General features: G+C 59.5%; 16 protein-coding genes. 13 read left to right on the top strand and 3 right to left on the bottom strand.

What is annotated here, in order from left to right:
• Positions 1 to 44 precede the first annotated feature (44 nt).
• Entirely contained in the window at positions 45 to 1,217 is a 1,173-nt protein-coding gene (locus DLM86_RS07590) for an MFS transporter (protein ID WP_110839388.1), read from the bottom strand.
• Positions 1,218 to 1,323: 106 nt separating this feature from the next.
• On the opposite strand from DLM86_RS07590, the gene DLM86_RS07585 reads away from it, so the two are divergent.
• Both DLM86_RS07585 and DLM86_RS07580 read left to right on the top strand, forming a co-directional pair.
• Positions 1,324 to 2,274: a helix-turn-helix transcriptional regulator gene (locus tag DLM86_RS07585; protein WP_110839387.1), complete on the top strand. Its 951-nt coding sequence runs from the start codon at positions 1,324 to 1,326 to the stop codon at positions 2,272 to 2,274.
• 403 nt (positions 2,275 to 2,677) lie between these two features.
• Positions 2,678 to 5,203: a DUF4855 domain-containing protein gene (locus tag DLM86_RS07580; protein WP_146250176.1), complete on the top strand. Its 2,526-nt coding sequence runs from the start codon at positions 2,678 to 2,680 to the stop codon at positions 5,201 to 5,203.
• Positions 5,204 to 5,269: 66 nt separating this feature from the next.
• Here the strand turns inward: DLM86_RS07580 and DLM86_RS07575 are convergent, their stop codons facing one another.
• Positions 5,270 to 6,142, bottom strand: a complete 873-nt coding sequence (locus DLM86_RS07575; RefSeq protein WP_110839385.1) for an AraC family transcriptional regulator — start codon at positions 6,140 to 6,142, stop codon at positions 5,270 to 5,272.
• Between the two features lie 213 nt (positions 6,143 to 6,355).
• Between DLM86_RS07575 and DLM86_RS07570 the strand changes: the two genes are divergently transcribed.
• The 7 genes from DLM86_RS07570 (at position 6,356) to DLM86_RS07545 (ending at position 14,196) form a co-directional block, all read left to right on the top strand.
• Positions 6,356 to 8,344 carry a hypothetical protein gene (locus DLM86_RS07570; protein ID WP_110839384.1) on the top strand — a complete coding sequence of 663 codons (1,989 nt, stop codon included), beginning with the start codon at positions 6,356 to 6,358 and terminating at the stop codon, positions 8,342 to 8,344.
• Positions 8,334 to 9,926 carry a type 2 periplasmic-binding domain-containing protein gene (locus DLM86_RS07565; protein WP_110839383.1) on the top strand — a complete coding sequence of 531 codons (1,593 nt, stop codon included), beginning with the start codon at positions 8,334 to 8,336 and terminating at the stop codon, positions 9,924 to 9,926. Before DLM86_RS07570 ends, DLM86_RS07565 begins: the two co-directional genes overlap by 11 nt.
• A 73-nt stretch (positions 9,927 to 9,999) precedes the next feature.
• Entirely contained in the window at positions 10,000 to 10,947 is a 948-nt protein-coding gene (locus tag DLM86_RS07560; RefSeq protein ID WP_211326494.1) for an ABC transporter permease, read from the top strand.
• A gap of 16 nt (positions 10,948 to 10,963) precedes the next feature.
• On the top strand, positions 10,964 to 11,860 hold the full coding sequence (locus DLM86_RS07555) for a carbohydrate ABC transporter permease (protein ID WP_110839382.1): 897 nt from the start codon (positions 10,964 to 10,966) through the stop codon (positions 11,858 to 11,860).
• Between the two features lie 426 nt (positions 11,861 to 12,286).
• Positions 12,287 to 13,390, top strand: a complete 1,104-nt coding sequence (locus DLM86_RS07550; protein ID WP_146250175.1) for a beta-propeller fold lactonase family protein — start codon at positions 12,287 to 12,289, stop codon at positions 13,388 to 13,390.
• Positions 13,391 to 13,428: 38 nt separating this feature from the next.
• Complete coding sequence (locus DLM86_RS32020; RefSeq protein WP_158289378.1) at positions 13,429 to 13,590, top strand: hypothetical protein; 162 nt, start codon at positions 13,429 to 13,431, stop codon at positions 13,588 to 13,590.
• A 219-nt stretch (positions 13,591 to 13,809) separates the two neighbouring features.
• Complete coding sequence (locus DLM86_RS07545) at positions 13,810 to 14,196, top strand: hypothetical protein (RefSeq protein WP_110839380.1); 387 nt, start codon at positions 13,810 to 13,812, stop codon at positions 14,194 to 14,196.
• Between the two features lie 117 nt (positions 14,197 to 14,313).
• Here DLM86_RS07545 and DLM86_RS07540 read toward each other — a convergent pair whose 3' ends face one another.
• Positions 14,314 to 15,144 (bottom strand): AraC family transcriptional regulator, encoded by an 831-nt coding sequence (locus DLM86_RS07540; protein ID WP_146250174.1) that lies wholly within the window; start codon positions 15,142 to 15,144, stop codon positions 14,314 to 14,316.
• Positions 15,145 to 15,257: 113 nt separating this feature from the next.
• On the opposite strand from DLM86_RS07540, the gene DLM86_RS07535 reads away from it, so the two are divergent.
• The 4 genes from DLM86_RS07535 to DLM86_RS07520 all read left to right on the top strand — a co-directional run bounded on the left by DLM86_RS07535 (position 15,258) and on the right by DLM86_RS07520 (position 19,610).
• The gene (locus DLM86_RS07535; protein WP_110839378.1) at positions 15,258 to 16,163 is read left to right on the top strand and encodes an aldo/keto reductase; all 906 of its coding nucleotides are present in this window, start codon (positions 15,258 to 15,260) and stop codon (positions 16,161 to 16,163) included.
• A 16-nt stretch (positions 16,164 to 16,179) separates the two neighbouring features.
• Positions 16,180 to 18,135, top strand: a complete 1,956-nt coding sequence (locus tag DLM86_RS07530) for a DUF8034 domain-containing protein (RefSeq protein WP_110839377.1) — start codon at positions 16,180 to 16,182, stop codon at positions 18,133 to 18,135.
• Positions 18,126 to 18,959: an amidohydrolase family protein gene (locus DLM86_RS07525; RefSeq protein WP_110839376.1), complete on the top strand. Its 834-nt coding sequence runs from the start codon at positions 18,126 to 18,128 to the stop codon at positions 18,957 to 18,959. The genes DLM86_RS07530 and DLM86_RS07525 overlap by 10 nt, the downstream gene beginning before the upstream one ends.
• A gap of 276 nt (positions 18,960 to 19,235) precedes the next feature.
• Positions 19,236 to 19,610 (top strand): hypothetical protein, encoded by a 375-nt coding sequence (locus tag DLM86_RS07520; RefSeq protein ID WP_110839375.1) that lies wholly within the window; start codon positions 19,236 to 19,238, stop codon positions 19,608 to 19,610.
• The last annotated feature ends 72 nt before the right edge of the window (positions 19,611 to 19,682 follow it).

The raw sequence follows: 19,682 nt of genomic DNA, 5'->3' as shown, positions 1-19,682 counted from the left end.
AGGCTCCTCTGCGTTTGCGCCAAGAGAGAGCCGCGCGCTTCCGGTTAGCCGGCTTTCGGCTCGGCTTGCTCCTCCGCGCTCGTCAACACGCCGCTCGAGACGAAGACGAGCAGCGAGCATGCCAAGCAGATCCCCGTAAACAGGCCGACGGCGGAGTACCCGGCAAACGCCGCATAAAGCATGCCGGACGTCCAGGCGCCGACCGTCGTCGCCGCGTTCATCGTGGAGGTGGCCAGGCTGGATATCGTGCCGCGGACGGTCGGGTTCAACCCGTTCAGCAATCCCACCATAAGCGGGAACAAAACGCCCAATACGGCGAAGAGGAAGAAGTAGACGACGGTGACGAGCGATACGGACGGCATGTAAGGCACCGCGACATAAGCCGCGATCGCGAACAGCATCCCCGTCGCCATCGCCCGGTGCGGACCGAGCGCTTTGACCGCGTAAGAGCTGCACAGGCTGCCGAGCAAATTGCCGAGCCCCAGAAACAGGATCGCGTAGCCCGTCTCGTCGATCGAAAGGGAGAAGCGGTCCGTCAACCATTTGCCCAGAAAAGCGAAAGCGGCGCCGGCTCCCAAGTGGACGAAAAAGTAGGCGAGAAACGTGCCTCGCGCCCGGCCGCTTCCCAGCAGCGCAACGTACCGCGACAAGACGGACGGCTTCGCTCCGGGCCGCAGAGGCGGCTTCATGGCCGGTACGGCGACTGCGACCGCCGCCGCCAGCAGCAGCGAGCCGAGACCGATCGCCCAGAACGGATACGACCAGTGTCCCGCCGCCAGCAGGCTGCCGATCGGCACGCCGAACGCCTGGGAGACGGCAAGCCCCGCATAGGCGATGCCAAGCGCTTTGCCGATCCGGGCCGGCGGGAACAAGGCCGGAATGGAAGCCCACACTTGCGGCGCCGTAAACGCCGCGCTCACCCCGGCCATGAACCGGAACAGGCACATCGTCCAGAAATCGACGGCAAAGCCGCACAGGATCGTGGAGACGGCGAAGCCGATCAGGCCGCACAGCAGCACCTTTTTGCGATCCCACCCGTCGGATAGAGGACCCGCGATCAGCGCGAACGTCGCCGAGCCCAACGTATAGGCGCCCATCATCCAACCCGCCGACCCGGTCGGGACGTCGAACAAGCTTTGCAGTGTCGGGAGGAGCGGAGAGATCAGGAACGTGTCCGTTCCGATGGCAAACATGATCGAAAAAAATAAATATTGCATCGTATCGCAGCTCCTTCTCGCTGTTGTATGATTTGATCTTGAGCCCATTATAGAGGATAATAGTGACAATCTTTGTCATGAACGTGAAAAGGATAGGTGGATCGCGATGTCCAAATCGAAACGGCTGCTGGAGCTGATGATGACGGTCAACCGAAAACGGAAGTTTACGGTAAAGGAGCTTGCCCAAGAGTTCGGCGTATCGACGCGGACGATGCTGAGGGATTTGCAGGAGTTGAGCGAGCTGGGGGTGCCGCTCTATTCCGAGGTCGGTCCCCACGGCGGCTATCAGGTGCTGAAGGAGCGCATCTTGCCGCCGATCGCGTTCACCGAAGAAGAGGCGGTCGCGATGTTTTTCGCGGTCCATGCGCTTCGTCATTATTCGTCGCTGCCCTTCGAATCGGAATCGGTATCCGCACTGGAAAAGTTTTATTTGCACATGTCCGGCGACGTGCGGGACCGGATCGATCAGATGAAAAACCGGGTCGATTTCGTGACGCCGACGAGGCAGCGGGAATCGCCCCACTTGCCGATTCTGCTGGAGGCGGCCGTCCGGCAAAAGGTGCTGCTCATCGAATACGAGTCGAAGGGAGAAGGGGCGTGCCGGCACATTCAGCCGATCGGGATATACGCCAACAACGGCTTGTGGTTTTGCCCGGCTTATTGCTTCCTGCGCCGCCAGTTTCGCGTCTTCCGCTGCGATCGCATTCATTCGGCGGCGTATGACGAAGGCGGCACGGCTCCGCTAGATTTGCGGCACGTCCATCTGGGCAACAAGGAGTCGTGTTTCCGGACCGAGGAGGGGCCGTCGATCCGGCTTTACGCGGAATTAAGCCGGCAGGGCGTCCAAATGTGCGAGGCCGCGTTATGGCTCGGCTCGCATCTGCATATCCGGGAGGACGGCAGCGGCTGGCTGGAGGGCCCGGTTCCCGGGAGCGACCTCGCGTTTTACGCCCGATTTTTCGTCGGCTTGGGCAACGAGGCGACCGTCAAAGAGCCCCCGGAGCTGATCGACTCGATGAAACGGCTGTTCGCGGAGCTGATGGCCAAGTACGAATGATCGATCGCGATACGATCCACCCTTACAGCGCCTTAAATAGTCAGGGGACGGCCTGCCGTAGAAGGGCGGGCCCTTTTTTCGCTTTCAACCGGTTCGACCGGATGCGCAGCGTAAACGCAAGTTTGCAATATCGGTTAACATCTTGCTAAGTTTGGCTAAATCCAATAGAGCTGGATCGGGTTAAGATAGAAGCAGCGCGGCTGTTGCATGGAGGAAGCGCCAAGCGGAACGAACATGCTAGTACCGCAATATTGTGAGGGACGGGGGTGAACGTTTCGGTCGCGATTGAAATGAAATGTAAGCGTTTACTATTCAATCCGCATTCGTAAGGAGCGTGAAGACGATTCGATTACGGAAAGCATCGTTATTATGGATCGCATTCGGAGTGGCAAGCGGCTGCCTGATGTCGCCTTCTTCAGCGGCATGGGCGGAGCAGGACGTGCAGCGGGCAAACCTCGCCATTGGACATGTTCCCGCCATTCAGAAGCCGGATGCCGACGTTCAAGCCCAACTGAACATCCCCGATACCGGCTCGCCCGCGGCGGACGCCTATAAAATGACGGACGGCGTCGAAGCGAACGGGAACGATTGGAGCGATCCGACCTGGTTCAAATTGTATCGCGACTCGATGCGCGAAGTCGTGGTGGATCTGAAGAACGTCCATACGGTCGACAGCTTGTCCATGACGTTCGCCCAGCGAAGCGACGTCGGCATCAGTCCTCCGTTTCATGTTCGGTATTATGCGTCCAATGACGGGGTCGATTATGCGTTTCTGGGGAAAGCCGAGCCGAGCGTTCCGCTATATTTCGAGAACGTGAAGCCGGGAGCGGGGAATAAGGACGTGCATAAGAAGACGTACAAGCTCGACCGCGTGTCGGGCAAGCCGATGAACATCCAGGCGCGTTTCATCAAAATGACGTTCGTCGTCGAATTCAATTGCTGGGCCGACGAGATCCAAATTATGGGCGTACCGGGCATTAGAAACGGAGCGGAGCCGCCCGTCTCCCAGCCCGACCCGGACAACCCGATCGTTCAGGCGTACCCGGCTCCGGGCTCGGATGCCGCTTCCGGCATACGCGATCAGTTTCTGCTGCCGACGGGGGCCTACAAAGTTCCCGAGGTGACGAACTGGACCAAGGAAAAGCTGCTGTCCGTGCTCGGTTACCGGGATATGTACGGGAACTACACCGATTGGCTGTTCGACGACATTTTGTTCGCGACGGTATCGGCCATCATAACGCCTTCCGGCTTCGACGGCAACGGCATGGGCGTATTCGCGAACATGGCCGACTACCGCTCGTACCTCGACTTCGCGTTCCGGCCAACGACGCAGCTCGGGGCGATGAACGAGGCCGCGGAGGAACTGAACGCGCTGCTCGGCACGAACCGCAAAGTCCGCGTCACGATGGCGATTCCGAAGCTGACGCCGAGCTCCGATTTCGGCGACGTTCGCGGCGACGGCAGCCGGTTCGGCCTGCTACCCGACGATTTCCGCGACAAGGTGGCCGATCCCGACAGCGAAGCGGGACGGATGGAAATGACGCGTCTCGCTTTGGAGAATCAGAAGACGGCTCTACGATGGTATGTGGATGAAGTGGAGAGGCGGTTCCGGGAGGCGGGCTACGACCATTTGGAGCTGACCGGTTTTTATTGGAACCCGGAGCGCGTATTCGGCGGGGGAGACATCGAATTGATCCGGAGAACGGCGGCGCATGCGAATAGCAAATCGTACGTCTTCACGTGGATCCCGTACTTGTCTTCCTTGTCGCCTTATATTTGGAAGGAGCTCGGATTTACGTCCGCTTCGATCCAGCCTAACTACGCGTTCAATTACTACAAAAAAGGCGTGCTGCCCGAAACCGCCAAGTTTGCGAAAAAAGTCGGCGCCGGCGTCGAGATCGAATACAACGACTACCATACGCTGGCGCAATATATGAACTTCGGTGTGACGTCCGGGTATATGGAACAAGCGTTCAACACGTATTACTTGGCGACGACGCCGATCGTGGACGGGGCCCACGCGTTCGTCCCGCTCGATCCGGCCAAACGTACGGACGGCATGTCGATGATCCGGCGTTCCGTGTACGACCGCCTGTACGAGTTTGTGAAAGATCGTTACGAGCCGCGATATACGATGAGACTGAACACGGACGTAGCGGACAAAGCCCATATCGTCGTCGTTCCGGGCATTACGCTAGCCAACGGCTACGTAAGCGGAGAGTTTACCGTTCATTACGATCCGTCCAAAACCGTTTACCGGTCGTGGACGGTCGCCGATCGCCTCGCAGGAAAAGCTAGCGTCGCCGTGGACGAAACAGCGAGCGGCGTGCTGCGCATCCGATACCGGATCGAGAGCGCGGAAGACGCCTTGTTCGGCGACCTGGCCAAGAAACAGGATCCGGTCGGCAGCGCGATCGATACGGTCAAGCTCGTGTTCTCCAAAAAACCGGACGTCCCCGATTCGGACATTAGCGGAAGACTGTTCGCGGTAGGGAAAGAGGGGCACATGACCGATAAGGACGGCCGCCTGTACCGAAATTGGAGCGCAACCGACATTGTTCCGGGTTCTCCCGAAGACGTCGTGGTGAAGGCTGACGAAGCGGTGAGAAAAGCCGAAGCCGACCGACAGCCGGCCGACATCCTGACGGCCCGTCAAGCCGTCTCCCCGCTGCCCGGCAGCCCGCTGAAGTCCTCTTTCGTCAATAGGCTGCAAAAGGCGACGATGGACGTTTTGAAGGCGTTGATCCCTCAATTCGCCGAACGCGGTCAGATCGATCACAACGGAATCGCGAACAGCCTGTCCGTCAAACTGAATCAGGGCAACATAAAAGCTTTCGCTCATGAAGTATCGGCCCAGCGCGGCAAACATATATCCGTTGATGCAGCAGACACATTGTCGGCATTGGCCGCCGCGATGGAAGCACCTTAAAGCGGCCGAACGGACGGGACGGCTGCGGCGATTCACGAAGATGGCGCGTTCCGCTTAGCGGAAGCGTCATTTCTTTTTGCTTCGGTAGAACGAAGGGGGAACCCCTTCTATTTTTTTGAACGCGCGGCTGAACGCATGGATACTGCCGAACCCGACACGCTCCCCAATTTCGGTTAAAGGAATATCGGTGAATTGGATCCATTCCTTGGCTTTTTCGATTCTCGCCATTAAGTGGTACCGGATCGGGGAGACGCCGAACGCTTGCTTGAACAAATGAATGAAGTAGTAGCTGCTGAGGTTGGCCATTTCCGCCAATTGCTCGACCGATAGATCCGCATCGAGACGGTGGTTCAAATAATGCTTCACCTTGGTCAGCTGCAGCCAGTGGGAGTGCAGATGGCTGTTCTGGTTCCACTGATGCTCCCGCAGCAAATGGGTCCACAGCCGGATGAAGGCGCCCTTCGCATACAGCTGGCCGTAAGGTAAACCGAGATTGTAGTCATGGATAAGATCGAGCAGCATCTTTTCGAACGCGAGCGGGTTGTGCAGGCGAATATACGTCGGCAGCTCGAAGGGAGGAGCCGAGCACAGGTCTTCCCGAAACCAGGACATCTCGTGGGGAGCGATTTCATTGAGCGGCTTGAAGGAAACTTTCACGTCCGGACTGTCGGGCTGGTAATACAGGTCGAAATGAATGTGCGGCTGACGCACCGGGACCGCCCCCCGATTCAGAATCGAATGTCGCTGCTTCGGCTTGAACAGGAATATGTCTCCCGGTTTGCCATGGTAGACCTCGTCCATAACCGTGATGCGGGCTGCGCCCTCTTTGATGTACAAAAGCTCGTAATCGAACAGGACTCTCTCTTTGATCAGCCAGCCGGGAATCAGTTCGTTATCCAACGCAACCCGGATGTAGGGAGACAAGCCGTTCGGATCCAACGCCGATCACCCACCTTGTACGAAGTTGCTCTCATTATATTGACTTGCCTCGGCTATCGCAATACCGGTCAACCGCCGTTCCGGCCCTTTCGCAATTTCGGTTAACATCTTGCTAATTTGGGCTAAATCCTAACGACGGCCGTTTCGATTAGCATAGGAGTAACGCCGATTGCTTTTTGTCGGAATCGCATCGAAATCGAAAGGAGGGTGCCGATGAAGGGTCAGATGCCCGATTGGGCCTCCGGCTTGCTGAAGACGGAAAAGCAGAACGAGTTGTCCGTCACTTGGACGGCGCCGGCCGTTTCCGATCACGGCCTAGGGCAGTGGGCGACCGCATCGGTCCGCTGGATCGGTCCCCCTCAGGAGTCCGAACGGGTGCTGCTGCGCATGAAGGTCGCGCCGGAAGCCGAGCTCATCTGGAAGCCGCATTTGTGTCCGGAGGAAGGAATGGTCGTCGGCGACAGCGTTTTCCGTTCGCCCGCCATCGTCTTTGAACGGGGGATGGATACGTTCGCGCTCATTCCCGACCTGCGCCACCTCGGCGAGTGCCGGCCGGTGCCGCACGTGATGGATTACGTGCGGCAGGACCGCGAGCTGTTCTACGGACTGGCCCACTACGAAAAGTACGGCCACGTGTATCATCGGCTGTCGCATCGCCGTTTTCCCGTATATCCCGGCCGCGAGCTGTTCCGCTTCCATGTCGTACGGTGGGAGAAATCCGGCGGCGGCCGGAATCTGATCCCGGTCAGCCGTTGGCTGTGGGAAACGTTCGCTCGCCCGGCCGCCGCCCTGCCCGCGCAATCGGACGATCTCGCCCGGGCGATGGTCGCCGCTTTGAGGGAGTTGGAGCCCTATGCGATGCACGCGTACGACTGGGCGTTTCGCCGATGGGGAGATTTGGTATGGCACGAATTCGATATGGACGGCGCGGCGGTAGGGGGCTGCGTTTTCATCGTCCGGGCAAGTCAGGCGCCGGGTGTCGGGATGGAAGACCGTTGGCGGGAACGAAAAAGCATCTGGAACCAGGCTTGGTTTTGCAGCTTGCGAAGCGCGTATGGCTACAGGCTTTGGGGGGGAATTCGCGGCGACGCCGACCTGGTTCGCCGCGCGAACTTGGCGAAGGAGCTCGCCCTATCGGCGCCCCGAATCAACGGTTGGTTTCCGTCGGTATTCCGGGCCGACGACCAAGGTCGGTGGGACAACGGGCGATGGGGCTTCTCGGACCGCCGGCCTCCGGGACACGACGAATACGCGCACTTGCCGGATATGTCGTGGACCTGCTATTGGATGCTGAAATGGTACCGGGACCTCGAAGCGGACGAGCGGCTGCTGCAGTATGCGCAGTCTTATGCCGAACGACTGCTCACGGTGCAGGACGTGTCGGGAAGCTTCCCGGCTTGGATTCATCCGGTTCTCGGGTACGCTTCCCCCTTCCTGCGGCACGGCGTGGGGACGTCGGTGCATGCGCTTCTGCTCGCCCGGCTGTTCGCGATGACGGGCAATGCCGCCTACTTGTCCGCGGCAGAGAGAGCGATGGCGTTCGTCCTCCGCGACGTCATGCCGGAAGGCCGCTGGGAAGATTTCGAGACGTACTGGTCCTGCGCGGCCGAATGGGAAGGCAAGCGGCACGGCGTCAAGGACAGCCGCAGCGGCTTGTACAACCAGTCCACGCTGTCCATGTACTGGACGGCGGAGGCGTTTAAGGAGCTGTACGAGGCGACGGGACTTGCGAGCCATTTGGCTGCCGGGGAGAAGGCGCTTGCGGAGCTGTCTTTGTACCAGGCGGTTTGGAACCCCGCCTACATGGGCATTCCCGTACTCGGCGGATTCGGCGTCATGAACTCGGACGACGAGTGGAACGACGCCAGGCAGAGCTTATTTGCACTAACGTATATCGGCTACTACGGCGCGACGGGCAAACGGGAATACGCCGAACGCGGACTAGGGGCGATGAAGGCGTCGTTCTACATGATGTATTGCCCGGAAAACCCGCTCATGCGGCAGCTATACGAACGGAAGCACCCTTTCTTCGGCGAACGGGACTTCGGCTTCGAGATGGAAAACGCCCATCACGGGGCGGACGGCGACGATATCGTCGGCGAGTTCACGATTTTCGATTGGGGGAACGGTGCGGCGGCAGCCAGTTTGGCGGAGCTGCTGTTTCGCACCAAACTTATCGGGGAGGGTCCTTATGATCCGTAAACATGGGGTTAAACTGACGGCCGGGGCGTTGGCGCTGATCGCTGTCGCCGCCTTGGCGGGATGCGGCAACAACGAGGAGGGCGATACGTCTACGGGCATGCAGAAGGGTGAGAGCGGCAACGAAAAGAAAACGCTTACGTTGGACTGGCTGACGTATCAATACGGTCAAGTCGACGAAAACGCGGCCAGCAAAAAGCTGCTGGAGGAGAAGTTCAACGTCAAGTTCAACATCTGGTACTTGGATGTGACGAAGCGGGAAGAGCTGCTCGGCGCGAAGATGGCCGCAGGCGAATTCCCGGATTTCATGACCGTGTACAACGGAGCCGATTTGGCCAAATTCATCGATCAGGGCGTCGCCGTGACGTTCACCGAGGAAGAGCTGGGCAAGTACATGCCGAATTACAAAAAGCTGGTCGACAAGTACGACCCGCAAGCGTGGAAATACGTTAAGCGCAAAGGCGAATATATGGGCATCCCGAGCTTGAACACCGACGGCGTATACGGTTGGGCGGTCGCCTGGAGAAAAGATTGGCTCGATCAAGTCGGCCTGGCGAAAGTGCCGGAAACGCTCGACGAGCTGAAGGAAGCGATGGTCCGATTCCGCAACAACGACCCGGACGGCAACGGAAAAAAAGATACGTACGGCATGTCCAAAACCGGGATGCAGCAAGTGTACGGCGCCTTCGGCATTTATCCGGAATTTTGGACCGAACGCGAAGGCAAGCTCGTATGGAGCGGCATTACGCAAGAGGCGAAGAAGGCGCTCGAGGTACTCCGCCAAATGAAAAAGGACGATCTGATCAGCCCCGAATGGGTGCTGCCGAACGGCGAGAATACGGGCGGGTACTGGGCGGTATCGAACGATTTCGTCAACGGCAAGATCGGGCTGTCCTCCCACGGCGCGTACTACCATTGGGCGCCGGCGATCCCCGAGAAGAGCTTTCCGGGCGGGGACAACGTGAAGCTGCTGGCCGAAACGAACCCTAAGGCGCGCATCGCCTACGGCAAACCGGTCAAAGGTGCGGACGGGAAATCGGGAGTGCCGGCCCCGGGGATGACGGGCTCCGTCTACATGGCGTTCGGCAAAGATGCGAAAGATCCCGAAGTCAAGCACCGGATCATGCAAATATGGGACGCGCTGTACAGCGATTACGACTTGTTCATGAAAGCCAAATTCGGTGTTCTCGACCAAACGTACGTCATGAACGGCCCGCAGCCGAAAATGAAGGACGAATACGCCAAAAACGACGCTCAGGCCAAGCTCGGCCTGCACATTACGTTCACCCCGTTCGCCCAGCCGGAATTCGCCGAGAAATGGTCGAAGCCGGAAGACCGCGAGGCGACCGCCAAGCTGTTCAAGTACGAAGGGGGATCGATCGCCAATGCGCTCAAAGCCCCGCTTCCGTCCGAATCGAAATTTTATAAACAGGTGGTGGAGAAGCTTCAGCGGGAAACGTTCGCGGCCATCATCAACGGAGACAAGCCGTTGGACGAATTCGACAAATTCGTCGAGCAATGGAAGCGAGACGGAGGCGACCAATTGACCAAAGAAGCGAACGATTGGTACCAGTCTTTGAAGTAAGCGAACAAGGGGAGGGGATAGCGGCCGACGGACGTCGTCGGACGCTATCCATGCACCCGGGAGGGGGAGCGCCATGAGTACCGCCATGCGGGAGACGGCGGGCGGACCGGGCGAAACGTCCGGTTGGCTGAAGTCGTATTGGAAAAATCGTTACTTGTTCTACATGCTGTACCCGTGTCTGATCTTTTTTTTCATTTTCAAGTATGTGCCGATGTACGGCATCATTCTCGCGTTCAAAGAGTATCGAATCGTGGACGGGATATTCGGCAGTCCGTGGAACGGGCTGGACAACTTCCGCGAGCTGTTCTCGGGACGGGATTTTCCGCGGGCTTTCCGCAACACGATCGTGCTGAGCGTCTACAAGCTCGCATTCGGTTTTCCGGCTCCGATTTTGCTCGCCCTCCTGTTGAACGAGCTTCGCGCGATTTTGTTCAAGAAGATCGTCCAGACGCTCAGCTATTTGCCGCATTTCCTATCTTGGGTCGTGCTTGCCGGCGTGTTTATGGAGATTTTTTCGCCTACCCGCGGCGTCGTCAACTACTTGATCTCATCGATCGGCCTGGAGCCGATTTTTTTCTTCGGCGATCAGGCTTGGTTTCGTACGCTGCTCGTCGGCACCGAGGTGTGGAAGGGCGTAGGCTGGGGATCGATCATATACTTGGCGGCGCTTTCCAACGTGGATCCGTCGCTGTACGAGGCCGCCGTCGTCGACGGAGCGAGCCGGTGGAAGCAGACGCTGCACATTACGCTGCCTTCGCTCGTCCCGGTCATATCGATCATGTTCATTTTCGCCGTCGGCGGCATTATTTCGGACGATTTCGATCAGATCTTCAATTTCTACAACGAATCCGTCTACGAAGTGGGCGACGTGCTCAGCACGTATACGTATCGGCTCGGGATCAAGGAGATGGAATACGGCTTGGCGACCGCGTCCGGCTTGTTCATTACCGTCATTGCGTTCGCGCTGATCCTGATCGCCAACGTTGTCGTCAAACGGTTCAGCGAGTACGGAATCTGGTAAAGGGGGCGACCGCGACATGTCCATGACCATCGGCAAAAAATCGACCGGAGAACGGGCGTTCGACCTGTTGAATGTCGTCTTTTTATCCTTGTTCGCTTTTACGGCCGTTTATCCATTCATCAACGTCATCGTCGTTTCGTTCAGCACGCCGGCCGCCGCCAATCAATACGGCTTGAAGCTGTGGCCGCAAGAGACGACGTTGGAGGCGTACAAGATCGTCTTTTCCAACAAGATGATTTGGACCGGCTACGCCAATACGATCTTTCGCGCCGTGCTGGGGACGGCCATGAACGTGCTGTTCACGGTACTGTGCGCGTACCCGCTGGCCAAGCGTTATTTGCCTCACCGCAGCGGGTATACGACGTTTATCGTGTTCACAATGTTTTTCAGCGGCGGGTTGATTCCGAACTACTTGCTGATCAAAGAGCTCGGCTTGCTCGACAACCGGCTGTCGCTCATCCTGCCCGGGCTGATCGCGGCGTTCACGATGATCGTCGTCCGCAACTTTTTCATGTCGCTGCCCGAGGAGATCGAAGAGTCCGCCAAAATCGACGGAGCCCACGACATCCGCATCCTGTTCTTCATCGTGCTTCCCGTCTCGATGCCGATCATCGCGACGATATCGCTCTGGTATGCCGTTTCCCATTGGAACGCGTGGTTCGACTCGCTGCTCTTTATCCAGTCGCCCGATAAAGCGGTGCTCGGCAACGTTTTGCGTAAAATTATTATTGAAGGCTCCCCGCAATTTCAGGAGTACGACAACTACGACCCGGCCAAGCCGCAAAATCTGGTGACGCCGGACATTATTCGGGCGGCCACCATCATGGTCGCCACGACGCCGATTTTATGCGTATACCCGTTCATCCAAAAATACTTTGTAAAAGGCGTAATGATAGGGTCGTTGAAAGGATAAGAAGGGAACCGAACAAAATGTGCGTTCGTCTAACCTCCCCTTAGGTACAAGTGCATTCAACGGATGCACAGACTACGTATGATGTACCAGTTTCAGGGGAGGTGTTAACCGATGGGATGTCCGAAAAGGAACAGAAACAGGAAAAGGAGATCCAAGTGCCGCCGAAAGCGAAAAGCCATTGCGGTTTGCAGGCTCAAGAAGCGTCGTAAGCGAAAGGCCGGCACCTTAAAAACAAAAAGAGCTAGAAAAGCGGAAAGCTTGGCACAAGCGATCGCAAGCGGTACGGTCGTTCCCCAAGGACCGCAAGGCCCCCAAGGACCGCAAGGAATACCGGGCCCGCAAGGAGTGCCCGGTCTGCCTGGAGCACCGGGTGATCCGGGACCGCAAGGCGCACAAGGCCCCCCAGGACCGCAAGGCGTTCCGGGCGTGGATCGGGAAGCGCCCTGCTTCGAGGAAATGCGGGCAACGCTTCAGCGGCTGGGCGGCCAATACGTGTCGGTATCCACTTCCGGATTCGCTGACAGTATCGAGGGCCGCATACTGCGTACCGGGGAAGGAACCGTTATCGTTGCCGGTGCGTCCGGAACGCGGATCATTCCCGTCTGCGCCATCGAGTCCGTCGATCATGGCCCGTTCGCTTACTTGTTGTTCCCGTTAAACGACGTCATTACCGTGGTCAATACGGCCTCGAATACGATCATGGGCTTCATTCCGACCGGAGATAGTCCGAATGGCATCGTTTTCACGCCCGACGGTACGCGAGCCTATGTCCCCAACTTCAGCGACGATAACGTCATCATGATCGATACTGCGACGAATACGGTAGTCGGACCGCCGATTCCGGTCGGGGACGGTGCGAACCGGATTGCGATCACGCCCGACGGAACCCGTTTGTACGTTACCAATTTTATCGCAGGCACCGTTTCGGTCATCGATACGGCTACGAATACGACGATCGGTCTTCCGATCTCGGTCGGGGCGAGTCCCGAGGGGATCGCGATTACGCCCGACGGTCTAAAAGCTTATGTCGCCAATTCGGCCGGCGGAAACGTCTCTGTTATCGACACGACGTCCAATTCCGTGATCGGATCGCCGATCATGGTTGGACCGAACCCAGACGATATCGCGATTACGCCGGACGGTACGCGAGCTTACGTCGTCAACACGTCGGCTCCTTCCGTTTCGGTGATCTCGACGCTCACCGATTCGGTCGTGACCACAATCGTTCTTCCAAGCAACCCTTCCGGAATCGCCATCATGCCCGACGGCTCGCGCGCCTACGTCACCCTCGGAGGCACCGATAACGTCGTCATCATTCATCTTGGCACGAATGAAATCATCGCGCCCACGATTCCGGTAGGGGACGGCCCGAGCGCGATCGCCATTACGCCGGACGGTACGCGGGCGTACGTTACGAATTCGCAGAGCCCCAATTATTCGATCATCAATACTTCCTCGAACACGGTGACGACCTTGCCTCTAACCAATACGGGCTATTCGGGCGTCGGCATCGCGCCGATCACGATATGACCGCAACGATCCGCACGATCGACGAAAGGAGGCAAGTGATGAACAAAAACGATATCCGCGAAATGATCCGCAGCGAGCTGAAGGAGAACCCGAGTATGACTAGCATCGAGCTCGCCCTGAAATGCCGGCTTCCGCTCCGGATCGTCGAGCTGTTCCGACATCAATTGGCGAAGGAGGAGTCCCCGGCGCCGCACCCGTAACGACATGGCGTCGAAGCATCCGCTTCGATGCCGAAAGCCAACCGGAAAGCGAGGGTATTTCATAGGAGAAAAGCAGGAATGTGCGAAACCGGTCAACCGATTGCCAATCATGCGGCAGCCGGTTGGCTTTTTTCGCGTTTTCGTTTTTTTTGCTCCATGGGCGTTAACACAGCCGAGCATAGGCGAATATCTTGTCGTTGTAAAGGAGGGATGAGGGTAATGAATCCGGTTTACCCTGTTCAAGAGGCACATCACGCAGGCGGCGACGCGGCATCGCACTGCAGAAGGTACATGAACTTCCATGTCATCGCGCATACGAGAGACGGCGCGCAATTCGACGGCATCATCGAATCGATGGACGACGATGGCGTTACGATGCTGGTTGCGGAGGAGTTCGACGCGGAAACCCACCGTGACAACGAGTTCGAAGGAAGACAATATTTCCCTGGCGGAGGAGGGCGATACCGACGGTATCATCGGCGCAGATTTCCGTTTTTCACGTTCGCTTTCCCGTTTTTCAGACCGTATCCGTACTACTACTACCCGTACCCCTATCCATACCCGTATCCTTATCCGTACTATCCGGGCTACGGGTACGGGTATTAATTACATGGATCGAAGACGGCCGAGTCATTCTCGGCGATCCGGAGGGACAACATCGGGTTGTCCCTTTTCTTTTCGGCCGATCAGTCATTGCTTGCTTCATGTCTCGATGGCGCGCGCTTACCCGCTATCCGTGCCGTTTTCCCGTCTGGCCATTTCCCGATAGGCGGATGGCGAGACGCCGATCGTCCGTTTGAACATCCGGGAAAACAGCAGCGGATCCGCGTACCCGACGGAACGGGCGATCTCGGCGATTCCGAGCAAATGGCTGCGGAGCAGGCGGCACGCCTTCCTCATCCTCACGTCGGTCAAGTACCGGTAAGGGGACATGGACAAGCGCTGCCGGAACAGCCGGCACACATACTTGGCGTCAAGCCCGACATGGGCCGCAATATCCGCAAGCCCGATCGGATCGGCGTAACGCGCGTTCATGAAGGAGACGGCTTTCCGCACGTGCAGGCCGACGTCGGGGCGCAGCGGGGGCGTATCGTCGGGGACGGCCAGCGTGCCGAAAATCCGGTACAGCAGCCCGGTGAGCAGCAGCTCCTTGGCCGGCTCCTCCCGGTATGCCATCAAATGACGGAAGAGCGGCTCGAGGGCGACGTCCGGCTCGGGTGTCCGGACGGGAGCCGGCTCGACGAAGCCGGCCTGCTTGGCGAGACGGGCCGCCATCGTGCCGACGAAGCCGAACCACGAATAGTGCCAAGGCTTGTCCGGATCGGGCCAATACGAATGGACCGTATTCGGCACGACCAGAAACAGCCCGCCCGGGCCGATCGGCTCGGCCCGGCCATCGGCCGCATACGTACCGTAACCGTCGTGGACGTAATGAAGGATGTACATATCGCGTACGCCCGGGCCGAACTTCATGGCCGGGGTGCACGCTTGCGTGCCGACCTCGAGAACCTCGAGATCGGTCAATCCGGTCGGATTCGTATAAATAAATTCCACCCGGCTCACACCGCCCTTTCGTCAGGTAGAGAACATATGCCATAAGTTGTGGAACTATGGCTATTTCATTATAAGGGATCCTCTTTACAATCAACAGTAGGAGGGATTGCGATATGGAGTATACGACATTCGGCCGAACGGGGCTTCGCGTATCGAAGCTAGGGCTTGGCGGCGCGCCGCTGGCCGGCGTGTTCGGCCCGACCGATGAACGCGAGGTCGAGAAGATGATCCATGAAGCCATCGACGGCGGCATCAATTTCATCGACACGGCTCCCCGGTACGGCGGCGGCGAATCGGAACGGCGAATCGGCCGGGCTTTACGCGGCGGAAAGCGCAACGGAATCGTGCTGACCTCGAAGGCGACTGGCCCCGGAGACACGTTCGGGTATGCGGACACCATTCGCTCCGTCGAGCGAAGTCTCCGTCTGCTGGAAACCGACGTGATCGATCTGCTGCAAATACACGACGCCGAGCAAGCGCCGTTCGAGACGATCGTGGGCGAGACGCTTCCGGCGCTCGAGAAGCTGCGCGAGGACGGGAAAATCCGGTTTATCGGCGTGTCCAGCCGCGTCCTCCCGCTGCTGATGCGCTTCATTAAGCTGAACCGCTTCGACAGCATCCAGTTTTATGCGCGGTACATGCTGATCGACCATACGGCGAAGGACGAGCTGCTGCCGCTCGCAACCGAGTCGGGAATCGGCGTCATCAACGGCAGCGTGCTCGGACTCGGACTGCTCGCCGACACGCCGGCGCCGTTTCTGGAGCGGGCGATCGTGGAGGAAGCGGCTCATCGTATCGAGCAGCTTCGGTTTCTGCGCAAGCGGGAGCCGCACGGTCTCGTCGAGCCGGCGATGCGCTTCAGCCTGTCGCAGCCGGCCATTCACGTCACGCTGACCGGAGCGGCGACGCGCGACGTACTCCGTACGAACATGGCGTTCTGCGACGGGAAAGGGCTGAAGCCCGAGGAGCTGGAACGGGTGTACGCCCTGTTCCAAGGCAAGAAGCTGTTCCAAGAATAGGAGGGAGGGACGCATCGTGACGGAACAGGAAAGCGGGATACCGCGTATCGAAGCGACGGAACGGATGGTCCCGCCGGATTGGGCGCTGCGGGAGCAATGGCTGTTCGCGACGCTGAATCGGGCCGCGGCGGAATTCGTGGAACGCTACACGCATCCGGACGGGACCTTGATCTGGCAAAAGGAATGGCCGGGAATGGACGGGTCGGACGACCCGTACGAAGGCTTCATGAACTTGGCGCTGCTCTATGTGCTCGGCGGCAGCCGGGAGCTGCACGACGCATCGCGCCGGATATGGGACGCGATCACGTGGCAATGGACGGAGTACGGGCAAATCGATCGGGAATTCGACGCGTACTACGATTGGATGCATCACGGCGAAGGGTATTTGTACTTCTACTTCCTCGGCCTTGCCGGTCCGACCACCTTGAAGGACCGGCAGCGTGCGGTCCGTTTCGCCCGCATGTATACGGGAGACGATCCGGACGCGCCGAACTACGACAAGACGCTGAGGCTGATCCGTTCTCCTCTGAACGGGAGCAGGGGACCTCGCTTTCAAGTATCGGAGGAGGATTGGAGCACGCATCGCGGCATCCTCGATCATTATCCGGCGCCCTACGAGGACATCCCCGGCGTCGATTACGCCAGCGGCAAATGCCCGTGGTCGGACGACGACGTGTACCGTCGGCTGATCGCCGTCATGAACGAACGGATGAACCGCGGGGACGTCCCGTTGAATTTAAACGCCAGCGGCTTGCTGGCCCACGCCTATATGCTTACGGGCGACGAGTCGTTCCGCGACTGGGTGGCCGATTATCTCGCCGCCTGGGAGGAGCGGACGCGCCGCAACGGCGGGATTATCCCGGACAATATCGGCTTGTCCGGCGAAATCGGCGAGTACAACGACGGCAAATGGTGGGGCGGGTATTACGGCTGGAGATGGCCGCACGGCTTCATGACGATCATCGAGCCGCTGACGAACGCCTGCATGAACGCCGTTCTGCTGACGGGCGATAGGAGCCGGCTCGCGCTCGCCCGTTCCCAGCTCGACGCGAATTGGGCGCTGCGCCGGGAGGAGAACGGACGCACGCTCGTGCCGAACAAGCATGAAGATAACGGCTGGGCCGATTGGCGAAAGCCGCTGCCGAAGTACCCGATCTACTTGTGGACGATGTCGATGGCGGACGAAGATTTGGAGCGGATCGAGCGCATTCCGAAGGACCACGACTGGAACGAGGTCATCGTGCCCGTCGTATCGGGGAGAGACGGCCGAACCGGGCGGGAGACGAAACATTATATCGGCAATACGGAGCCTTGGTACCAGTACATTCGCGGACGCAATCCCGGCTATCCGGAAACCGTCTTAGCCGCCAACATGGAGCTCGTCGGCCGCCAGCTGGAACGGATGCGCTCGGAACAAGGCGATCCGCGCAAGTGGAAGAGCGGCTTCCACGACGGGGACTTCTCCAGCATCCATATATGGCAGGAGATGTGCCCGCTCTACTTCGAGTCGCTCGTGCAGCTGACGCTGGGCGGTCCGATGCACATCTCGCACGGCGGCCTGCAGCATGCGCGGGTGCGTTATTTCGACGCGCAGGAGCGGCGGCCGGGCCTTCCCCCGGGCGTATCCGCGCTTGTGGAAGCGCTGGCCGCGGACAGCGTCACGCTTCAGCTGTACAATACGAGCCTGTTCGACGAACGGGAAACCGTCATTCAGGCGGGGACGTTCGGCGAGCATCGGTTCACCGCGGCGCAGCGGATCGGATCGGATCATCGGGCGGAAGGACCGTCCGTCCACATCCAAGGCAAATGGCTGGCGGTTCGGTTGAAGCCCGGTGCGGGCATCCGTCTGAAGCTCGGGATGGAGCGGTACGTGAACGCGCCAAGCTACGATATGCCTTGGCGTAACGAATATGCCGACGACCCGCTGCTGAACGGCCGGAGCGGACAAGGAGGCGAAGCGTCTTGTACATAGACAGCCACGTCCATTTCTGGATGCCGGCGCGCGGCGATTACGGCTGGCTGAAGCCGGACAACGCCGTATTGTACCGGGATTATTTGCCGGGGCAGCTGCTCCCGGCTCTTCGAACGCACGGCGTCGAGGGGCTCGTCGTCGTCCAAGCCGCCCCGACGGCGGCCGAGGCGTCGTTTCTGCTCGAGCTGACGCAGGACGGCACGGTCGCCGCCGCCGTAAGCGGCGGGCTCGATCCGTTCGCGGAACGCTTCGATGCGGAGCTCGAGACGCTGCGGGCGCACGCCCGATTCGCCGGTGTCCGGATTAACGGCGGCGCGTTTCGCCTCGACCGGCCGGCGGACGAGCGGATCAAGCTGCAAGCGGCTCTCGAACGGATGGCGCAGACCGGACTGACGCTGGACTTGCTCGTTCGGCCGGACGACCTTGACGGCGTCGCGTCGTACTTGGAGGGGATGCCGATGCTGAAGGCGGTCGTCAACCATTTGGGAAGCCCCGCCGTACGGGAGCGTCGAATGGAGCCCTGGAGCGCCGGCATGGAACGTCTGTCCCGGCTGCCCGGCGTCGCGGTCAAGCTGTCCGGCATGATCACGATGGCCGGCGGCCCCGATCCGGCGCCGCTGCGGCCGTATGTCGACCGGCTGCTTCACGCGTTCGGGCCCGACCGGCTTCTGTTCGGCAGCGACTGGCCCGTCGCCCTGCAGGCGGGCGGCTACGGGGACGTGGTCGGCTTGTTCGAGTCGCTGCTCCCGGCCGGACTTACCCGAGAGGAGAAAGGGAGCATTCGCGCGGGCAACGCCCGGCGGTGGTACCGGATCGAGCCATGAAGCGTCGGATGTACCGGGCGCAGCTGAAAGAGCGGACCAAGGGACTGTTCGTCTCGGCCTTGGAGGAGGCGCGCATGAGCTGGCAGCAAGAGCTTCGGAGGCAAGGGGCGTTGATCGGCTGCCTGTTCGAGAAAGGGGACAGCTTGTTTCTTTATTTCGAAACGGCGGGCGAAAGCTTCGATTGGCAATGGCCCGATAGCTGCCGGCCGATGCTGGAGACGTGGCCGGGAGGGGGAGGCGGGGCCCGCCTGGCCGTCCCCATGCTCGATATTTACCATGACGGGGAAGCGGCTTCGCCGGAAGCCCGGCGGCCGCGACGGGCGCTCCATTCGGGAGCGGATCGGCTCGGTGGCGCGTCTGAAGCCGGAGATGTACGCCAGCTACGTCTTTTACCATTACGCGAAGCAGGAAGAGACGCCGAACAGCTTCAATCCCACCTATATCATCGGCGCCCATGAGGAGGTTCTTTTCTCCTACGAGGAAAAGCCGGCGCCGGCACGCGGCATGGGAGGGACGCGAAGAACGTGGCCGGCCCCCGTCGTGCCGGACGACTGGCACGGCGTCATGCGCCCGCATTTTATCCCGTGGTCGGACGGAGAGCGGGGGCCCCTCCTGTGGGAACGCCTGAATACGCTGCTAAGCTTCGAATAAACAAACCGGCCCCCTCTCTTACGAAGAAGGGGGCCGGTTTGTTGGCGTTCCTCGCGCCGCGTCGATGACGGC

The sequence above is a fragment of the Paenibacillus flagellatus genome, from assembly GCF_003217775.1.
Classification (GTDB): Bacteria; Bacillota; Bacilli; order Paenibacillales; family NBRC-103111; genus Paenibacillus_AB; species Paenibacillus_AB flagellatus.
Note: the sequence above shows the minus strand (reverse complement) of the source record. Positions and strands in the feature narration are given on the sequence as shown.